Source organism: Dolichospermum sp. UHCC 0260 (genome assembly GCF_009711985.1).
Lineage (GTDB): Bacteria > Cyanobacteriota > Cyanobacteriia > Cyanobacteriales > Nostocaceae > Dolichospermum > Dolichospermum lemmermannii.
In genome coordinates this window covers 1-18,172 of the sequence record NZ_VIKZ01000039.1, presented here as the reverse complement: position 1 = coordinate 18,172, position 18,172 = coordinate 1, and the positions used below count along the sequence as shown (strand labels likewise).

Below are 18,172 nucleotides of genomic sequence, written 5' to 3'. Positions count from 1 at the left end.
TTTTGAATTTTATCCCTCAATTCAGCAATTTCAAGTCTGTAGCCTTCAAAATTTCAGTATTATCTTTTCTCACTCTTAAAGTAGAAGTAGAATTACCATCTTCAGTTATCGGTTGTTCTAAAATGTAGACATAATCCCCATTTTTCCAACCTGTAACACATTTACCATCTCGACAGGAAACTTTACCACCTCTTAACTTGAGACATTTACCATTAGTATCACATCCTTGATAATTCACATTTCCTGTACCATTAACCCCATTCCAAGAATCAGTATTACTCAAAGTAATTGTCCATTTACCATTACTTAAAGTTTGTGAATTACCACTTTTTGAATTATCGCTTGAGGATCTTCTCTCTGAACCTTCACTGACAACTTGCATTTTTGTAATGATGGATTCTTTGCGAGTTTTACCGCAAGGTTCTGCACTTTCACAATCACTAACTGATTGTATTTCATAAACAGCACGGACTTTTTTATTGACAAACTTCTTCTCGTCAGCACAAATATCAAAACTCGCACCAACATTGTGTTCAATGCCTTTTTTATCTACTAAGGTAACGTAGCACATTAAATCACCATTAACTAACTCCTTTACTATTCCTAATTTTGGTTTTTTACTTCCATCTCTTTTAGTATTTTTATCCAGGTTTTTACGAACAGGGGTTTTCTCCTCTTCTTTATTATTTTCATCTTCTTGAGTTTCTGATTCTGGAGAAGATTCTTGTTTATCTTCTTGTTCCCTTGGTGCTACTGAAGAAATTTCCCTTTGACTTTGTGTGACAGTATTACTCGAATCTTCTTTAAACATATCCTTTGGTGCGTTACCACAACTTACCAGAGATATGCAGCTAAGAAATAAAGAAGTTGTGAGAATTAATTTTTTCATGGTACAAATTACAATAGTTGAGAATCTTCCTATATTCTAACATAGACCTCATTTAATCAGATTTACAGCGGTTTCCGCTCTTATGAGGTACAAAGTTGAATCATGAAACTCTTGTAGTGCGGGCATACTATGGCTAACGCCACGCTGCGCTATCGACAAGCTCAGTACAAGTCTTGCCCGCTAGATATGTACCTCATAACACCGGGAAGTGCTGTATTCTATATTTTCACTTATCAGAATTATTTGCAGATAAAATCTGAATTAATTGATAATCTTTAAAACTACCAATAATCCGATAAGGTATTGGTAACTTAACAAAACTTGGTTGATAAATCCAAGCATAACTAAAAATAGGTAACTGAGAAATTGAATCTACACTTTTACCATGCTGGGGTGTATAAAAGTAAATTAACAGAGATTCTTTATCATTAAATCCTGTTCCTTTGACAAAGTTAATAGGATGATTATGCAAAATTTTATTAATTGATTTTTGTTGATAAAATACTCTAAAATTCGGGTTAAAATCACCTAATAAACCTAAATTACCCGCTGTAGCTAGAGATAACCAACAACTAATTAATAATCCACTTAGCCAATAACGAGAAGTCAAAAACTTGTGGTGATAGTGAAAATTACCTATCCAGATTAATGGTACAATTAAGCTGCCAAAACCAGAATATATTCCTAGAATTGCATATTTGTGAATATCTACTTCACCCCAAATTAAAATACCTGTTCCAGCTAAAACTAAAATAACGCCTAATATTCCCCAAGCATAACTAATATTTCTGGGTAAATAAACTATCTTGTGAGATGAATATTGATCATCAAATCCTTTTTGGTAAATTTTTCCTAACCAATCTAAACCCACCGCAGCTAGAAAGGCAATAAATGGATAAATGCCAAGACTATAATGAGAGAAACGAGTAGAAAATATACTCAATTCAGTAAATAAGACAACAGGAAACCCGATTAATATTAATGGATATTTAGAAATTGAACGCCGTATGACTAATGCTAAACCTAATAAACTAAAAAATAACCAAGGAAAAGATTTTAAAGCTAGATTCCACACATAAAAGAAAATGCCATTTTTATGTTGTTCATGACTACCTAGTTCTATGACAAATCCCAATAAAGCCCCAATACTATCGCTACCATAACGCAACCAACTAAAATAAAGCCAAATTAAGCTAGGAATTAAACCCACTAAAAACCCTAAATACAACATGGGGTTAGTTAAATGACGATGACGGCGATGATCTATAATTAAATAAGGTAATAATGCTATCATTGGTAAAAAAATCATTAAGCTTCTCATTAAAAAGCCTAAGCCAAAACTTAACCCAGTTATAAAACCATAAAAATATCGTTTTCGAGGATCTATGTCAGATTTTAATAGGGAGAAAATTCCCATAAATACTAATAAGATAGTTGGGACATCTGGTGTGGCTAACCGACAATATTGTAACCACAAAAATGCTACATTTAAAATCATAATTCCCAAAAATGCTAATTCTTGAGATAGTAAAATTTTCCCAACTTTATAAATAACAAATATGCTCAAAATTCCCGCAATCATTGCCGGTATTCGCGCAGTTGTATCACTAACACCAAATAGCTGATAAAAAATAGCAATTAACCAATAAAAACCAGGGGTTTTATGATGAGGATTACCCCAAGGAGATACCCAGTCACCAGTTTCAAACATTTGTCTGGCTCTTAACGCATAAAGGGTTTCATCATGAGCCATGAGACTGGTTTCCCCAGAAGTAAATAACAACAAAGGAAGTAGCCAAATTAACAACTTGGGATATGGTAATTGCCAAAATAGCCGAATTAATTGGATAATCAAAATAATTAGGGGTGATTTAAAAAACATTTATGAATAGTAAATATAGTATTTACTCATGTAGAATAAGTTAAGTTATCAAAAATAACTTATCAATTAGAATACTATTCAAAATTTTCCAATCGGGGAAAAAAGACGTTTATGCTCCTGCAACCAAGTCAACGCATTAAATTAGATGAATCGGATGATCTGTTATTCTATAGTTACCCTCGCTTTGTCACTCATGTAGATGAGGGTTTTATTCAACAATTAACTGATTTATATCGTCAGCGACTGCAATCAAATACTCGTATTCTTGATTTGATGAGTAGTTGGGTATCGCATCTACCCACAGATATAGATTTTGCTCATGTAGCAGGACATGGACTAAATGCTGAAGAATTAGCCCGGAATCCCCAGTTAAATCATTACTTTGTCCAAAATATCAACACAAATCCCCAGTTACCTTTTCCAGATCAAGACTTTGATGCTGTTATTAACTGTGTTTCTGTGCAATATATCCAATACCCAGAGGCTATATTTTCGGAAATACACCGCATTCTTAAACCCGGTGGGATAGCAATTATTAGTTTTTCTAACCGGATGTTTTTTCAAAAGGCAATTCAAGTCTGGCGAGACGGTTCGGAAGCTTTTAGAGTAAAATTGGTCAAGGGCTATTTTGCCTCAGTTCCTGGATTCACCACCCCAGAAGTGATTTGCTCAAAGTCAGCAGCACCAGGTTTTTTACAGTGGTTGGGGGTACCAGGCGGAGATCCTTTGTATGCGGTGATAGCTCAACGTCTTGCGTAGTATTATTTAAAAGTAAATTTCTAGTTTGTAAATGGCAAAATAGTTGATAATTGCCTCACAAGCTCAAGTATTAAGGAGAAGCCAAAAATGGTGAAAAATCATGGGCGGAGAGTTTTAGCTGCTGTATTGCTATCAATCCTACTACTAACTACAGCCTGCTCTACAAAAGCACCTAGTCGTTTTGATCAAGTACAACAGGAAAGTACCAAGCAAAGAAGTGGACAGGCAGTAGTTAAAAGTGCAACTCAGGGTAGTAAATTAAATAAATTCTTCCCCAGTAGCGAAGATGGCTATGATCGTGTCTATACCCAAGAGAAAAAAGGCTTTTCTGAAGCAAACTTGAAAAAAGGTGGCAAAGTAGTTGCTCAACTCGCTATTTCTGATACTAGCAGCATACCAGGAGCAGCGGCTAAATTTGCTAACAGCACTGAAAAAATAGGCGGTTATCCTGCGGTAAAAGTTGGTAACACTCAAACTTCGGTTTTGGTGGATAAGTACCAAGTCAAGGTAATTTCTAAAAGTCCATCATTTACAGCGAGCGATCGCGCAGCCTGGATAGAAAAATTTAATCTCGATGGTTTAGCAACGTTGAAATAGTTTAATCGCTTCCCTAACTAACAACCGACGTTAATACAAAACATACACAAGGAGACTTTTGTGAGTAAATCAATTTTCGAGTTAGTTGACGAATTACCAACCAGTAACTTGACTGTTTCCATGTTGAAAGCTTTGGATTTTGTTGCTCCTGGAGAATGGCAAAATACAGTTGGTTTTGTGAATACCATTAAAACTGTTACCGGGGAGACTGACGAAGAGTTAATTCAACAAATTGGTGAAAGAGCAATTTATCTATTTAATGATAAATCCCAAGGATATCAAACCGCCCTCTGGCTGTATCAAACTGTTGATGGTGCAGATAAAGCTTTGGGTGCAGCAGCTTTAGCCAACAAAATTGGGGAATCAATTCCCCTGCTTGGTTTTTTAAACTCTCTGACTCCCAAACCGGACAAAGCTCAAACCATTGACTTAACCCTGAAATTAGTAGCTGAAGTAGTCGCTTTTTGTCAAATTAACGGTATTCCTGGGGACAGCATTGGCGATTTTGTCGGTGCTTTAGGTGAGTATGGTGGTGAGTCACTTATCCGCATGGTGGCATTAGTTTGTGTTGATGGTTTAATTCCCCTCGGACCCGACTTTATTCACAAAGCCTTATCTGGAATTAGTCAAATGAGTCCCCAAGATCTAAACCAAAACTCGACTTTCCAAACCATCAAAAATACTATTCCTGGCAATAACGATGCTGGTAAACTCAACTTTATTGGGGAAAGTTTTCAATCAGTTAGCGGTTGGATGAGTGGGCTGGTAACAAGCCATAATTTAACCCCTCACAAAGTAATTAGTAATTTGCAATCTTTTACGCAAATTGCTGATGACAAGCTAGACTATCTGGCAGCATTTATAGATGTGTCTACAAATTACTATGAACACACAGGAACTCAGACTTTAGCAAGACGTTTAATTGAACGAGCAGTAGCTGAAATCTAGCAGTTAATTTAATCTAAAAACAACTTAGGGGCAGGATAAACTCGCCCCTAACCACTGCATAAATTGTACTTGATATCATTAGTAACTACTTGTAATTTGTTTCAATTAACAGGAAATCCGTCGGGATTTCCAGTTGCAGCAGACAAGACTAAAAACTTATCGTTTGAAGCGAGAACGTTGTTGACGACGTTGTTTGTGTCTAGCTATAGCTTTGCGCTTTTCTTTTTCTAAAGGTGTCTCAAAGTGACGCTTTTTCCGCATATCTTGGAAAATTCCCGCTTTGGAAACTTCCCGCTTAAATCTTCGCAGTGCTGATTCAATTCCTTCATTTTCACCTAAGACCACTTGTGTCATTCCTGTTCCTCCGTAGTTTAAATTAATATTTGAGAACTAAAGTCAAAGTAAAATATTCCAGCGGCGTTTAGTCTAGGACTGTATCTGCTGGATACTCTAGATTTTAATTTTTTTTACTGGACTTAATAGCGATTGCGATCTCAACCGAAAATAATCCTCACCTCGCCCATTATAACACTATATGAGAATATTAACCCATGACGAGCAAAATTTCCCCACAAAACTTTGAGCATTGTTAGGGAATTTGCCCCGATCAATACTATTTTAGTTTGAAGCAAACCGTGTGAGAATGCTTTGTGCTTCTTGACATAGTTCCTCATGATTTTGAGCATTACTCGCCAGTAATTCCCCCCATTGATGAATGTCGCCGGTGTTGTATTTTAATGGCGTGCAGTCAAAATGGGTAAACTTGCCACCTGCTTCTGTTAATATAAGTTCAGGAGCAGCCATATCCCAGTCTTTCGGTGCGGATTTACCGGCAAGGGAAATATAAACATCTGCTTGCTGTTCAACTATTGCTGCAATTTTGCAACCGACGCTACCAATCGCTTTTTGATTTTGACAGGGCAAGTGCTGTAAGAGATATTCTAACCTATCGTTGCGGTGTGAGCGACTAACAACCAAAATTAGATCTTGGATATTTTTATGGGAGTTAAGTCGCACAGGCATAGAACCAGTTGTGGTTTCGATAAAAGTCCCACTGCCTCTGGTGGCATAATACAACTTTTGTGTCTCTGGAACTGCCACGACGGCTAACATTGTCTGTGTTCCTTGCACTAAGGCAATATGAATGGCATATTCTCCAGTTTTGTTGATAAAGTCTCTTGTCCCATCTAATGGATCAATTATCCATACCCACTCAGCAGGATTTTTTCCCTGTTCTGATTTATGAGTTTCTTCGCTGATATATCCAAAGTCTTCATTCCCGAAAGCGGCTTGTAGCTGTGACAAGATATATTCACTAACAGCCAAATCTGCAACTGTAACGGGTTCATTATCTTTATATTGAATATCTAAATTTGGTGCAGCGATAGTACCATGATAATAAGAACTGAGGAGACTGGCTGCACCCCAACCAACTGACCGCGCAATTGTTAATATTTCGGATAGGTCTTTCATTTGAGGATAAATTTGGGTGGAATAGGAAAAATGAACATTAAATATTTGAATTTAGCCAAGGGCGCGTACCGAAATATTTACACGCTTCCGTAGCAATATTACCAGCTAGTGCTAATGCTTCTATAAAATTTGTTTCCAGGATATAGTGACAGAAAGCACCGTGAAAAATATCTCCTGCTCCTAGTGTATCAACGGGCTGGATTTTTGGCACATTTACCACACCAAATTGACTACAATTTAAGTATTGAATGGGATTTTCCCCTTGAGTAATGGCAATGTGAGGAATGTTAAAATTTTGCAAATAGGCAAAAACATCTTGCTGATTTTTGCAGTTAGGGGGATAGAAATTAGCAGAACAAATAGCATAGTTTACAAAAGGTAATATTTCTGCAAATCCTGGTTTCCAGCTACCACCATCAATGACAACGGGAATATTTTGTTTTTTAGCCATTTGGGCAATGATTTTGCTAACTTCTATTTGATGTCCGTCAATTAAGACAATATCAATATTTTGTAAAATATTTGCGGGGATAGAGGTAATATTTGCCTGAGTTTTGATGGCATTAATAGAAATTACCGCTCTTTCTCCTGTAGCTTGCGTAACAATAATTGAAGAAACGGGTGGTGGTGTATGGCGATGGGAGTCTAAGTCAATAATTGCGACTTGGTAATTCTCTAAATCGCTACGAATTAGCTGTGTAATATCGTGGGAACCCAATACACCTAAAACTGTAGCTTGGTTGCCTAAATGACTCAAGGTGACGGCGGCATTTGTTGCTGGTCCTCCTGCTGCTACAGTATAGTCAGTGGCAACAAGTTTTTGATTATTTTGGGGGGAAGAGTCCGCGAGATAAATTAAATCTAAGGTAATTAAACCCACAAATAAGCCAGATTTGCTCATTGCTAATTGGTAACTTGCTCAAAGTATTAAGTAAATTATAGGAAAGTTTATGAATTTAATGTAGGGGTACCACCCCTACATAATTCATCGGTTTAGGTATTTTCAAAATGTTTAATTATTTTTGCTCATTTACTTACCTATGATGATAATTTTTATGCAAGGAATCAAAAAAAGTGTAACTTTTGAGAATTGGAAATTTTAACCTGGATTGTCTTCATTTTTTCAAATTTGTTCTTATATCTTAACAGAGATTAAGTAGGTTGGCGTTAAAAATTGTCGTTATAGCAAGGCAAAAGGCACTCATGCAAGAGGCAAGGGTGAAGAAGTTTTCAGCGATTTTACATTTCTTTACACAGTTTGGTTTTATTGTGTTGACTTACTTAGTAAAATACTGTTAAGTAAATTCGTAAATCAAATAGCACTGACGTATAATCAATAAAATCATAGTAAAATTAATTTGCTTAGAGAGTAAAAGATCATGTTCAAAAATATGGCGATGGATGCACTAGGTTTGAGTGATATTGGTGCTGTGATCAAACCAGAAGATTTTCATAAAGTTGATAGTGATGATTATGTGATTCATGAAGAAGGGGAAAAGATCTATTTTTTAATTAAGTCGAAAACTGATGAATACTGTTTTACTAACCTAGCGTTAATTCATCTAGATGGAAATTCTGCGGTTAGTAAAAAACGTCTACTCAAACGTTTTAGTTATAGTCATCATATTATTAAGGATGTGAAGCTAGAAACCGCAGGAACAATAGATATGGATATCGAAATCAAGTTAATAATGGGGGATATATCCTATTCTATTGATGTTGCTAAAATTTATATTGATCCTTTGAAAGACTTGTACAAGGCTTTACTGAAAATTGCCTCAATTCAACGAGAAAATGCTCTTTATCATCAATATGCTCAAACTAGTTTAAATACAGCAGCTAGTACAGTTAGTCGTTCAACAACTACATCAACTTCAGAAGAGCAATTTAAATCAATTAATCAGTATGCTTTTAATTGGTTAAAATATGCTCATGAAACTTATGTGCGGAAAGATTTTGGTGAGGTGTTTGAGAAGTTTATTAACAACTAGTAGTTTGTCAAGATAAAAATGATGGACTGTAGTGTGAGCGTCTCGCTCACGCGGGCAAGACTTGTACTGAGCAAGCGATGCCCTGAGCCTGTCGAAGGGTCGAAGTATGCCCGCACTACCAAAAACCCGTCAAAATAAATTTGACAGACTACTAGCTGATAACTTCTTTCCTGCAAATTACAGATTTCACAGATTAAATCATCTCAAAAATCATCTAATCTGTGAAATCCTTTAATCCGTTGAATCCGTGTTCAAAATTAATATGCAAACTGAACCAAAACCAGGAACACTTTATATTGTCGCTACACCCATTGGTAATCTCGAAGATATGACTTTTAGAGCGGTGAGAATTTTGCAAGCAGTGGATATGATTGCGGCAGAAGACACACGCCACACAGGCAGATTACTACAGCATTTTCAGGTGAAAACTCCCCAAATTAGTTACCATGAACATAATAGTCATAGTCGCATTCCTGAATTATTAGAGCATTTACAATATGGAAAAGCGATCGCTTTGGTAAGTGATGCGGGAATGCCGGGAATTTCTGACCCAGGATATGAGTTAATTAAGGCTTGTATTGATAATGGTATCACTGTTGTGCCTATCCCCGGTGCAAGTGCTGTAATTACGGCTTTGAGTGCGGCGGGATTACCCACAGATAGGTTTATTTTTGATGGTTTTTTACCGGCTAAAAGTCAACAACGCCAGAAATATTTGGAATCTTTGCAAGGTGAATCTCGAACTTTGGTTTTCTATGAATCACCTCACCGATTGCGGGATACTTTAGCAGATTTGGGGACAGTTTTAGGAAGCGATCGCTCTCTAGTTATAGCACGGGAGCTAACTAAATTATACGAGGAATTTTGGCGAGGAACAATAGAGGATGCGATCGCTGATTATACCCAAAGAGAACCCCAAGGAGAATATACTCTCTTGGTAGCAGGAAATCCACCGAGTCAAATCCAACTGACAGAAACAGAACTCAAAGCTGAGTTATTACAGCTTATGCACCAGGGGATTTCCCGTTCCCAAGCTAGTCGTCAGTTAGCAAAAGATACTTCTTTATCTCGTCGCTATCTGTATCAACTAGCTTTGGCAATTGAAATTACACAACCTGAGTAAAATTCATTTTCACAATGATATCGTTATAATCCAAATCACCACCATTTACTAAATCTTCAAAACCGAAAGTATTATTTCCCAACAACCGAATGTGGTCTACTCCATCACTATTTATCCCTAAATATGGGAAATAAACTTGAGGATTATTATTAGCATTGCTATCCAAAAGCTGAGATAACGTACCATTAACCACAATCATAGGCGCAAGAATTGTTCCACCCGTAATAGTAGCAGTACCCGTTTGAATACCTTGATTAGCAGCAGAAAATTTGATATTTGTACCAGTTTGTGCATCTTTGAGAAGATTGTTCAACGCCGTTTGCAGATAATTAGCACGATTAGCTGAATTTGCTTGTAAATTGCCAATTTGTCCAGCAGCATTATCAATTTTGTAGAAGTACACTTCGTTATTAAATGCAGCTTCTCGATAAACAGAAAAATCTACTTTTACTTGACTGGTTATATCTCGTAAATCAATAATTTCTCCTTGATTACCACCTTGTAATCCTGTACCAATCACCGACTTATCATTACTATGTTGAACTTTAACAACTAAATCATTGAAATCTGCAACATTGCCAGAACCATCTTCCCAGGAAACAGTAAAACCATCAGCACCAAAATCTGCAATCTTTTGGTTTGAAACATCAGCAAATGATAAGTTTGATAATGGAGTCTTGCCAGAATTAACAGAATCTATTGTCCCATTTTTCACCAACAAGAATTTCAGATTATCACCACTATTAAAGTTAATTAAGCGGACGGAATCCACAATATTAAACCCATTAGGTAGATTAGAAATAGCAGAAAAAACAACTTTTGCTCTGTTTATGGCTGCTTGATTATAACCTGCTGCACCGGGCGCAATACCATTAATATTTCCTTGAGCATCATCAACATTAAAGACAGCTAATTCATTGATAGAATTAGAATTGCGTGCTACTAAACTAACTTTGAGCCTAACTTGATCACCTTCACCTTTAATCGGAAAGATGTAATTATTATTATTAGGAGTTGCAAAAGGAATATCATCATTAATAATGACTCCCTTAGTTGTATTGTTAGTAGAACTGATAATTGAGCCGTTTGTGGAATTACTTAAATTGACTGTAAAAGTCTCATCTTTTTCCACTCGTGAATCTTGAGTTGTTTGGACAGTAAAGGTTTTAGTTGTTTCTCCTAGTGCAAATGTGAGAGTTTCATTTTTCTGAGTCAAATCATTGTTACTCGCTGTATCATCTGCATTAATAGCCGTAGATACAGTCACACTTTGAGTAGATTGATTATCTCCTGTGCGGGTAATCGTGAAATTTACCCCATTTCCTTCCGTTGCTGAAGCAGTAGCAATGCTAAATATTGATGCAGCAGCAGCAGCAGCGTCAGCTTCATCATTGTTAATTGTTCCTTTGGCTGTACCATTTGTGGAACTGACAATTGCACCATTATCAGGATTACTTAAACTAACAGTAAAAGTCTCATTTTCTTCAAACAGGACATCTTGAGTTGTTTGGACAGCAAAGGTTTTAGTCGTCTCTCCCGGTGCAAAAGTCAAAGTTGCCGTTTTTGCTGTCAAGTCGGTATCACTGGCTGTATCCCCTGTAGCAATAGAGGTAGTTACAGTTACACTTTGTGAAGACGAATTATTTCCTGTGCGAGTGACAGTGAAAATTATGATATTTCCTTCTGTTGCTGAAGCTGAGGTGATAGCAAACTGTGGTAATTCGTAATTTTTCAGAATAGCTAAGGGATTACTATTCGCACTAATTAAGGTGTAATTGCCCTGGGGTGAAAATGTCAGTTGATTGATGTTTTTGAATCCTTCAACATCCACTTTTAATGAATCTTGTGCCGGATTAAAATCAGTAATTATGTTGGGACTTTGCAGATATGCACCATTAGCCAACCAAAAGATATCTTGACCATCACCACCTGTTAAGGTATTACCACCAAGACCAGAGAAGATGACATCATTACCAGCATCACCAAATACTTTGTCATTGCGATCAGGGAATATTTGATCATTACCTTCACCACCAGATAAAATATTATTACCTTGACCATCGGAGAATAAACGGTCATTGCCTGAACCACCTAAAGCCGTATCATTTTCCTTAGCAAAGATTTCATCATCACCTTCACCACCATCGAAGATATTGTCACCTGTTCCTGTGACACCATCAATGGAGTCATTACCTGCTAAACCCAGGAGAGTATAACCGCTGGCAGATGCTAATAAAATATCGTTTCCAGAAGTACCACTAATAGTGATAGGTAGATTATTAGGTAGTTCAATAATGCCTAATTTTTCAGGAATTGTTGTTCCTGCGACATTAAAATCATTATCATTAATCACAGCCAGAATATTGGGTGCTACTAATGCCAAACCTTCTAATTTTTCAACTCCGGTGTAACCTACTTGCGCTGCATTAACTATTAAAGTTTTGTTAGCAGCAATAATTCCAGCGGTAGTTAATTCAGCCGCGCTTAATTGTTCAATAGTCTTACCACTTGGCAAAGTAAAGTTAGCAGGATTATTGATATTAGTCGCTGTTGCTAAATCTATTTGATAGATAAGTTTATTGGAAGTATTATCACTTCTATCATCTCGTTCTACAACGGCAAATTTACCATTACCCAAGGCAACAGCATCACCAATTTTATCAGTTTTGGCATTACCACTGCCTGTAATATCATCCAAGAGATAGAGATATTCACCAGTTACCTGTTTAGAAATTATGTCAAATTCCAGAATTCGCAAATTGCGGGAATTTCTGGAAGTTGTATCAGTGCCATTATCGGGATTATCAATTGGACTTTGAATAAAAGCATATAGTTTGTTACCTTCTAGTGCTATGGCTTCAAAGCCGCGATTTGACCGTCTTTGGGTATAAACTGCTGGTAATACCTCAGTTCCAAAAGTTCCTGCGGGTTGATCTGGTTCTGTTGCGGTTGCTGTTCCTTGGGGAACAAAACGATCAAGTAATTTCCCATTGACATCGAAATGGTAAATTGCGGGACGATATTCATCTACCAGCCAATAGTCGCCATTTTTCGCAATGACGATACCCTCGACATCAGCCCCCAAGGTGTCATTAGGTAAAACTTTACCATTTAAATCAACCCCAATTTCATCAGTGTAAGCTGTTCCAGCAGCCCCAGCTTGGACGTTGGGAAGTCCAGTTAATGGAGTTTTACCATCTTCACGAAATAACCCAGTTCTTTTGGTAATGGTGATTTGATTAGTAGTTTGATTAAGTTCAAAACTGACTATTTCTGGTTGAAAATTGGGTAAGAAAAACGGTCTATTTTGACCTGTGGGTTCACCATTAGGACCACGATCTGTATTAGTAACAAATTTGAGATTGCCATTATCCGCTACACCTTGGAAATACAATCCAGAAAACCCACCCAAAAATATATCTTGTCCGGTGGAAGTTGTGCCTAATTTGGGTAGATTTTGAAATTCATAAGTAGTTAACTTTGGTGGGGAAGCTATTTCATAAAAGCTAACAGTATTACTAACTTCATTAGCAACTGCCAGCATTGGTTTAGCATTAGGACTATTTTCCGCAGAGATGAATTTTAAACCTTCAGGAGAGACATCACCTTCGGTTCTAATATACTGAACAAATTGAGGTGCAGTGGGGTTGCTAAGATTATATACCATCACCCCACCGCCAGCCCGTTCTAAGCCAACGAATCCATAAGGAATACCATTAATTACGCCAACAACTGTACTTTCTGGTTCAGGGCCTTTATTATCGGAACGAGTATCAAACTCAGCCGCAGAACCATTATTAGCATTAAAAAATGTAGGCGTTTGTTGTTTGAGAATCTGTTCAATTTGGTCGCCACTGTCATATACTAATTTACCTTGATCATCCCAAATTGAGAAAGAACGAGCACCGTAAGCATAAAGTTGATCAAAGTCTCCGTCTCCGTCGGTATCTCCTAGTTTATTGGTAACGGTTAAACGTCCTAAGTTTTCCGGTTTTTTCAACTCAGTAGCATTAGGAAAAGCTGTAGGATCAAGATTTAAACTAGAAACTCTTGCTTCTTCGTTAAATAGTGATCCTTCATTACCAAAAGTACCATTTGCTGTAGGACGAATCCGCGCATCTCCTTCATTTGCGGTGATATAATAGGTCTTATCAGCAATTTGAAAAGAGCTAATTGCATCGGGTTGATACATCCCGAAAATTGGCCAATTTTGAATATTAATTTTACCTCCACCACCAGAAGTACCATTAACATCTCTATCACTAGCATCAAGACCATTTTCTGGTAAATTATGATTTTTAAAACCTAATGGAACAATTTTAGTAATATTAGCAGTAGCAATGTCTAAAACTGCAAAGGCGTTATTTTCTTGTAGGGTAACAAATGCAGTTTTGCCATCGGAAGAAATTGCTATATACTCTGGTTCTAAATCTTGAGCAACGGTGGCATTAAGTCCAAAAAGTCTGACTCCGGCTGATTTTAAAGTTTCTTTTTGCCCATTAAATGTCGTGAAATTTGCAGTTGTAACTTTACTATTATCTAAACTGGCAATATTTCCAGAAACATCAATGATACTAATTGAACCTTCTGGATCAATAGCATAATTTTCACTGGGTTCTCCTTCGTTGGCGACAAGTAATTTGCTACCATCCGCAGTGAAAGTGATCATATCAGGTAAAGCACCTACTGTCACTTCGGAAATTTTAGTGAGAGTTACAGCATCATAAAAAGCAATTTTACCGGGGTCGGTACTTGTATTTGCAGAAATAGCGATCGCCACAATGCTATTTCCAGTTCCTATGTCTTTTCTGACGGCTACACTTTGAATTCCTGCACCTAAGCTAGAAAGATCAATGTTAGTAACTTGAGTGGGGTTATTTGCATCAGAAACATCTACTACTTGGAGAACAGGTTTATTTGCAGATTCTCCAGTCACAAAAAGGCGTTGAGATATGGGGTCAAAATCAGAAATTTCTGCGCCGCTTAATTTGATAGTACCGACATGGTTAAGTTGAATTGAATTCATAATTTTTATATTGGCAATTAGAGGTTTGTTGTTACTTAGTCCGCAATGGGTATTTTAGTCTTTTTGAGCTTTAAAAAAATCGGTAAATTCCTGACTATAAAGAGAATTTATCTCAGTTTATTTAAGGAATAAATAATTAAAGGTTAAGGAGAAATTAAAAAAATTAGAATAACAGCTTAGTGTTAACCCTATCTATGTTTAACTAAATAGCCTTTGTTTTCTAACTTTCAGTAATTTTTGTCCTATTAATTTAATCCTATTCCCGCCACGTATTATATCTGAATGTGTAACGCTTACGAGACTCAAAGAAACAGCACTCTGTAGGAATCGCTAAAAATTCAGGAAATTTAGTGTTAAACCGCGTTTACTTTGAGACCCATAGTTTTTTCTTAATTGGGTTTTATTCCCAAATCCTATACTCTTCCCTGTTCCCTTTTGAAAAACTCCAGTTTTCAACTTGGACGAGGTTTAAGGGAACACCAAAAAATAAATTACCCAATTTTGTGGGATGGGCATCCTGCCCGTCCTTGATGATTAGCGGGCAAGACTTGTACTGAGCTTGTCGATAGCGCAGCGTGGCGTTAGCCATAGTATGCCCGCACTACAAGAAATTTTTGGGGATTTTATTTCTTGGAAGTCCCTAATACTGAATTAGGCAAGCAATTATTTATGATATTCCCGAAAATGCTAATGTATGACATTTAACAATGCGGCACCTGAGTTTAATAATATGTACTGAATAAAAATGACGATAAAGTTTGGCAGTCCTTATGCGACACAGTAGGATGGAGGAAAGACGGAAAGTGGTTGTATTATAAAGATATTAGTTTTGACAAAACAACAACTAAACAAAACTTAAAGCACACATCCCTGTAGCATTTGGATATGAGGGGGGTGGAAGTCTTCTCTCGTCTACATACTTGTATATCATCAGCGCATTAAGGAAAATTTTCCCATGCTTGGGCAACCAACTGACTTAACCAGCGCCTTTGTTGCCTATCTAACATTTTATCATCCGCTAATACCTGGGTAGTTAATTGATCTAAAGACTGACCCTGAGCGCGAACTACTCTAATTACACCAGCAATTACCGCAGCCACTAATTCTTCATCAACTGGCTGTTTTCTTAATGCAGATATTTCTTGGGGACTGTCTGGGATAGGATAATTCATGGTATGGGTTTAGGAAATTTACAACATGAACAATAAAATTGATAAATGATTAAAATTCTTTATGGAATCTTTATGAAGTTAATTAGCGCAGAGTTTAACCTAGTTTCTGCCTTTTTTTAATCTGTCTGAGTGAGTAGATTCGTTATGAGATATCAGAACAATATGCAAGAACTTCTTTATTTAGAAATTCCTACACCCGATACAGTATCCGTCAGCAAATGGCTACAAACAGATTTCGTTGTCGAAAATAGTCAAAAATTCATCACTCCAGATGGGTTTCGGCTGGGAAGTGCGGCTAAAAGTACCATTGCCAATAGCGTAGAACTATCTGTATTTGTGTGGTCGGTGCAGCGGACAACTTACCTAAAAGTATTCCGTTGGGGAGATAAACCTTTTCCCCAGGAGAGACGCATTCTCCAATCTCTAACGCGGAAAATTAGAAGTCGCTTTCCCAATTGCTACCCAGAACCACCTGTCATTGATCCCCAAAAATCAATTTTCGCAGAGTTAGAACCCTATTATCCTCTAACTGTCAAGTATTTTCAGAAAATGCCTAATGGAGAATATGACCTCAAGCGCGCTTACTGGTGGGAGCAAAGGTGGCGAGAAGGGGTAAGAAATCCTCAAAAGCCTCGTCAAGTAGTATTTTATCAAGGGAATAGTCAGGAAATATCACCTATCCTCTCCCCTGCTGCTAGTCCTCAGTATGACCTCATTTATATTGGTGGTGCTTTGGGGTCAATTCATGCCGCAGTCATGGCTAAATTGGGCTATAAGGTGCTGTTGGTGGAAAGATTACCTTTTGGTAAAATGAACCGAGAATGGAATATTTCCCGTGATGAAATCCAAAGTTTAATAAATTTGGGTTTGCTCACCAATGCTGAATTAGCAGAAATTATTTCTAGGGAATATAAAGACGGTTTTAATAAGTTTTTTGATGGTAATAATCCCTCTAATTTGAAATCCTCTGTTCTCCATACTCCCACAGTCCTAAATATAGCTTTAGATTCAGAAAGGTTACTGGCATTATGTGGGCAAAAACTTCAAGCTGCTGGTGGTGATATTTGGGATGAAACGGAGTTTTCCCAAGTGAATATTAGTCCTACACAAGTTACGATTAACGTTAAACATTTGCCTACTGGTAATGAACAGCAGGTGAGTGGACGTTTATTGATAGACGCAATGGGAACGGCTTCACCAATTGCTTGGCAATTAAATGGTGGTCGGGCTTTTGATAGTGTGTGTCCAACGGTGGGAGCAGTGATTGAAAAGGGCTTTGAGCCTGGGGTTTGGGATTCTGAATATGGGGATGTTCTTTACAGTCATGGGGATATTTCGAGAGGTAGACAGTTAATTTGGGAGTTGTTTCCTGGTGTTGGTGAAGAATTAACAATTTACCTATTTCACTATCATGAAGTAAATGAAGAAAATCCTGGTTCTTTGTTGGAAATGTATGAGGACTTTTTCACAATTTTGCCAGAATATCGGCGTTGTGATCTAGATAAATTAGTCTGGAGGAAACCAACTTTTGGCTATATCCCAGGACATTTTAGCGCAGATAGTAGCGATCGCACAATTGCAGTTGATAGATTAATTGCCATTGGTGATGCTGCTTCTTTGCAATCTCCGCTAGTTTTTACTGGTTTTGGTTCTTTAGTCCGCAATTTAGACCGATTAACTACTCTGTTAAATATTGCCCTTAAACATGATTTATTGAGTCAGCAGCACTTAAATAAAATTCGAGCTTACCAAAGCAATGTGGCTGTAATGTGGTTGTTTTCTAAGGGAATGATGGTTCCCACGGGCAAATTTATCGCCCCCCAAATGATAAATTCGATGCTGAATACTTTCTTTGGCTTATTAACAGATGAAACCCCAGAAGTAACTGATAATTTCATTAAAGACCGTTGTGATTGGTTCACTTTTAACCGTCTAGCTTTGAAAGCAGCTATGAAAAATCCGGCTTTATTATTGTGGATTTGGCAATTAGCTGGTTGGCGAGATTTATTACGTTGGGTTGGGAATTATGTCAGCTTTGCTCGTCATGCTTTCATCAGTGTTATTTTGGGGATATGGTTGCCGCAATTTTTGAAATGGAATCAATCTTGGTTGGAAAATCGCTTTCCAGGATTATGGTTACAATTGTTAGTAATTAACTATGCAATTACTACAGGTAGACCACGATTACCGCCGGCATTGCGTTAGTTTCATATATTATCAAGGAATTGGGGATTTTGGAGTCCTAAAACTTCTAAAATCCTTAATTTCATAACTTATTCGGTTTCAACTCCACTCTATCCCTCTTCTATGAA

14 protein-coding genes are annotated in these 18,172 nt (G+C 37.2%); 6 read left to right on the top strand and 8 right to left on the bottom strand.

What is annotated here, in order from left to right; translation table 11 throughout:
- Window positions 1-16: 16 nt before the first annotated feature.
- Both FJR08_RS15450 and FJR08_RS15445 read right to left on the bottom strand, forming a co-directional pair.
- On the bottom strand, window positions 17-889 hold the full coding sequence (locus tag FJR08_RS15450) for a hypothetical protein (RefSeq protein WP_168633762.1): 873 nt from the start codon (window positions 887-889) through the stop codon (window positions 17-19).
- A gap of 226 nt (window positions 890-1,115) precedes the next feature.
- Window positions 1,116-2,771: a glycosyltransferase family 39 protein gene (locus tag FJR08_RS15445; protein WP_168633761.1), complete on the bottom strand. Its 1,656-nt coding sequence runs from the start codon at window positions 2,769-2,771 to the stop codon at window positions 1,116-1,118.
- A 111-nt stretch (window positions 2,772-2,882) separates the two neighbouring features.
- On the opposite strand from FJR08_RS15445, the gene FJR08_RS15440 reads away from it, so the two are divergent.
- The 3 genes from FJR08_RS15440 (at window position 2,883) to FJR08_RS15430 (ending at window position 5,075) form a co-directional block, all read left to right on the top strand.
- Window positions 2,883-3,530 carry a class I SAM-dependent methyltransferase gene (locus FJR08_RS15440; RefSeq protein WP_015078700.1) on the top strand — a complete coding sequence of 216 codons (648 nt, stop codon included), beginning with the start codon at window positions 2,883-2,885 and terminating at the stop codon, window positions 3,528-3,530.
- Between the two features lie 87 nt (window positions 3,531-3,617).
- A complete protein-coding gene (locus FJR08_RS15435; protein WP_168633760.1) occupies window positions 3,618-4,127 on the top strand; it encodes a hypothetical protein in 510 nt (169 codons plus the stop codon).
- A 60-nt stretch (window positions 4,128-4,187) separates the two neighbouring features.
- The gene (locus tag FJR08_RS15430) at window positions 4,188-5,075 is read left to right on the top strand and encodes a hypothetical protein (protein ID WP_168633759.1); all 888 of its coding nucleotides are present in this window, start codon (window positions 4,188-4,190) and stop codon (window positions 5,073-5,075) included.
- A gap of 156 nt (window positions 5,076-5,231) precedes the next feature.
- On the opposite strand, the gene rpsU is transcribed toward FJR08_RS15430, so the two are convergent.
- The 3 genes from rpsU to FJR08_RS15415 form a co-directional block, all read right to left on the bottom strand.
- Entirely contained in the window at window positions 5,232-5,429 is a 198-nt protein-coding gene (gene rpsU / locus FJR08_RS15425; RefSeq protein ID WP_015078697.1) for a 30S ribosomal protein S21, read from the bottom strand.
- A gap of 264 nt (window positions 5,430-5,693) precedes the next feature.
- Complete coding sequence (locus FJR08_RS15420; RefSeq protein ID WP_168633758.1) at window positions 5,694-6,548, bottom strand: 3'(2'),5'-bisphosphate nucleotidase CysQ; 855 nt, start codon at window positions 6,546-6,548, stop codon at window positions 5,694-5,696.
- 37 nt (window positions 6,549-6,585) lie between these two features.
- Window positions 6,586-7,449 carry a sugar kinase gene (locus FJR08_RS15415; protein ID WP_168633757.1) on the bottom strand — a complete coding sequence of 288 codons (864 nt, stop codon included), beginning with the start codon at window positions 7,447-7,449 and terminating at the stop codon, window positions 6,586-6,588.
- 478 nt (window positions 7,450-7,927) lie between these two features.
- Between FJR08_RS15415 and FJR08_RS15410 the strand changes: the two genes are divergently transcribed.
- Together FJR08_RS15410 and rsmI are read left to right on the top strand one after the other, a co-directional pair.
- A complete protein-coding gene (locus FJR08_RS15410) occupies window positions 7,928-8,539 on the top strand; it encodes a PH domain-containing protein (protein WP_168467469.1) in 612 nt (203 codons plus the stop codon).
- A gap of 262 nt (window positions 8,540-8,801) precedes the next feature.
- Window positions 8,802-9,662, top strand: a complete 861-nt coding sequence (rsmI, locus tag FJR08_RS15405) for a 16S rRNA (cytidine(1402)-2'-O)-methyltransferase (RefSeq protein ID WP_168633756.1) — start codon at window positions 8,802-8,804, stop codon at window positions 9,660-9,662.
- Here rsmI and FJR08_RS15400 read toward each other — a convergent pair.
- The 3 genes from FJR08_RS15400 to FJR08_RS15390 all read right to left on the bottom strand — a co-directional run bounded on the left by FJR08_RS15400 (window position 9,646) and on the right by FJR08_RS15390 (window position 15,860).
- On the bottom strand, window positions 9,646-14,688 hold the full coding sequence (locus FJR08_RS15400; RefSeq protein WP_254435772.1) for a choice-of-anchor I family protein: 5,043 nt from the start codon (window positions 14,686-14,688) through the stop codon (window positions 9,646-9,648). The genes rsmI and FJR08_RS15400 overlap by 17 nt on opposite strands.
- Window positions 14,689-15,088: 400 nt before the next feature.
- The gene (locus FJR08_RS15395; protein ID WP_168633755.1) at window positions 15,089-15,277 is read right to left on the bottom strand and encodes a hypothetical protein; all 189 of its coding nucleotides are present in this window, start codon (window positions 15,275-15,277) and stop codon (window positions 15,089-15,091) included.
- 349 nt (window positions 15,278-15,626) lie between these two features.
- Window positions 15,627-15,860, bottom strand: coding sequence for a hypothetical protein (locus FJR08_RS15390; RefSeq protein ID WP_015078691.1), 234 nt, complete (start codon window positions 15,858-15,860; stop codon window positions 15,627-15,629).
- Window positions 15,861-16,022: 162 nt separating this feature from the next.
- Here FJR08_RS15390 and FJR08_RS15385 point away from each other — a divergent pair, with 162 nt between their 5' ends.
- On the top strand, window positions 16,023-18,065 hold the full coding sequence (locus FJR08_RS15385) for an NAD(P)/FAD-dependent oxidoreductase (protein ID WP_168633754.1): 2,043 nt from the start codon (window positions 16,023-16,025) through the stop codon (window positions 18,063-18,065).
- The last annotated feature ends 107 nt before the right edge of the window (window positions 18,066-18,172 follow it).

What these genes read in the sequence shown, in the direction of transcription:
- rsmI (WP_168633756.1), top strand. Translation starts at nt 8,802, where the DNA reads ATGCAAACTGAACCAAAACCAGGAACACTTTATATTGTCGCTACACCC.
- FJR08_RS15415 (WP_168633757.1), bottom strand. Translation starts at nt 7,449, where the DNA reads ATGAGCAAATCTGGCTTATTTGTGGGTTTAATTACCTTAGATTTAATT.
- FJR08_RS15420 (WP_168633758.1), bottom strand. Translation starts at nt 6,548, where the DNA reads ATGAAAGACCTATCCGAAATATTAACAATTGCGCGGTCAGTTGGTTGG.
- FJR08_RS15390 (WP_015078691.1), bottom strand. Translation starts at nt 15,860, where the DNA reads ATGAATTATCCTATCCCAGACAGTCCCCAAGAAATATCTGCATTAAGA.
- FJR08_RS15435 (WP_168633760.1), top strand. Translation starts at nt 3,618, where the DNA reads ATGGTGAAAAATCATGGGCGGAGAGTTTTAGCTGCTGTATTGCTATCA.
- FJR08_RS15395 (WP_168633755.1), bottom strand. Translation starts at nt 15,277, where the DNA reads ATGGCTAACGCCACGCTGCGCTATCGACAAGCTCAGTACAAGTCTTGC.
- FJR08_RS15450 (WP_168633762.1), bottom strand. Translation starts at nt 889, where the DNA reads ATGAAAAAATTAATTCTCACAACTTCTTTATTTCTTAGCTGCATATCT.
- FJR08_RS15385 (WP_168633754.1), top strand. Translation starts at nt 16,023, where the DNA reads ATGCAAGAACTTCTTTATTTAGAAATTCCTACACCCGATACAGTATCC.
- rpsU (WP_015078697.1), bottom strand. Translation starts at nt 5,429, where the DNA reads ATGACACAAGTGGTCTTAGGTGAAAATGAAGGAATTGAATCAGCACTG.
- FJR08_RS15440 (WP_015078700.1), top strand. Translation starts at nt 2,883, where the DNA reads ATGCTCCTGCAACCAAGTCAACGCATTAAATTAGATGAATCGGATGAT.
- FJR08_RS15410 (WP_168467469.1), top strand. Translation starts at nt 7,928, where the DNA reads ATGTTCAAAAATATGGCGATGGATGCACTAGGTTTGAGTGATATTGGT.
- FJR08_RS15400 (WP_254435772.1), bottom strand. Translation starts at nt 14,688, where the DNA reads ATGAATTCAATTCAACTTAACCATGTCGGTACTATCAAATTAAGCGGC.
- FJR08_RS15445 (WP_168633761.1), bottom strand. Translation starts at nt 2,771, where the DNA reads ATGTTTTTTAAATCACCCCTAATTATTTTGATTATCCAATTAATTCGG.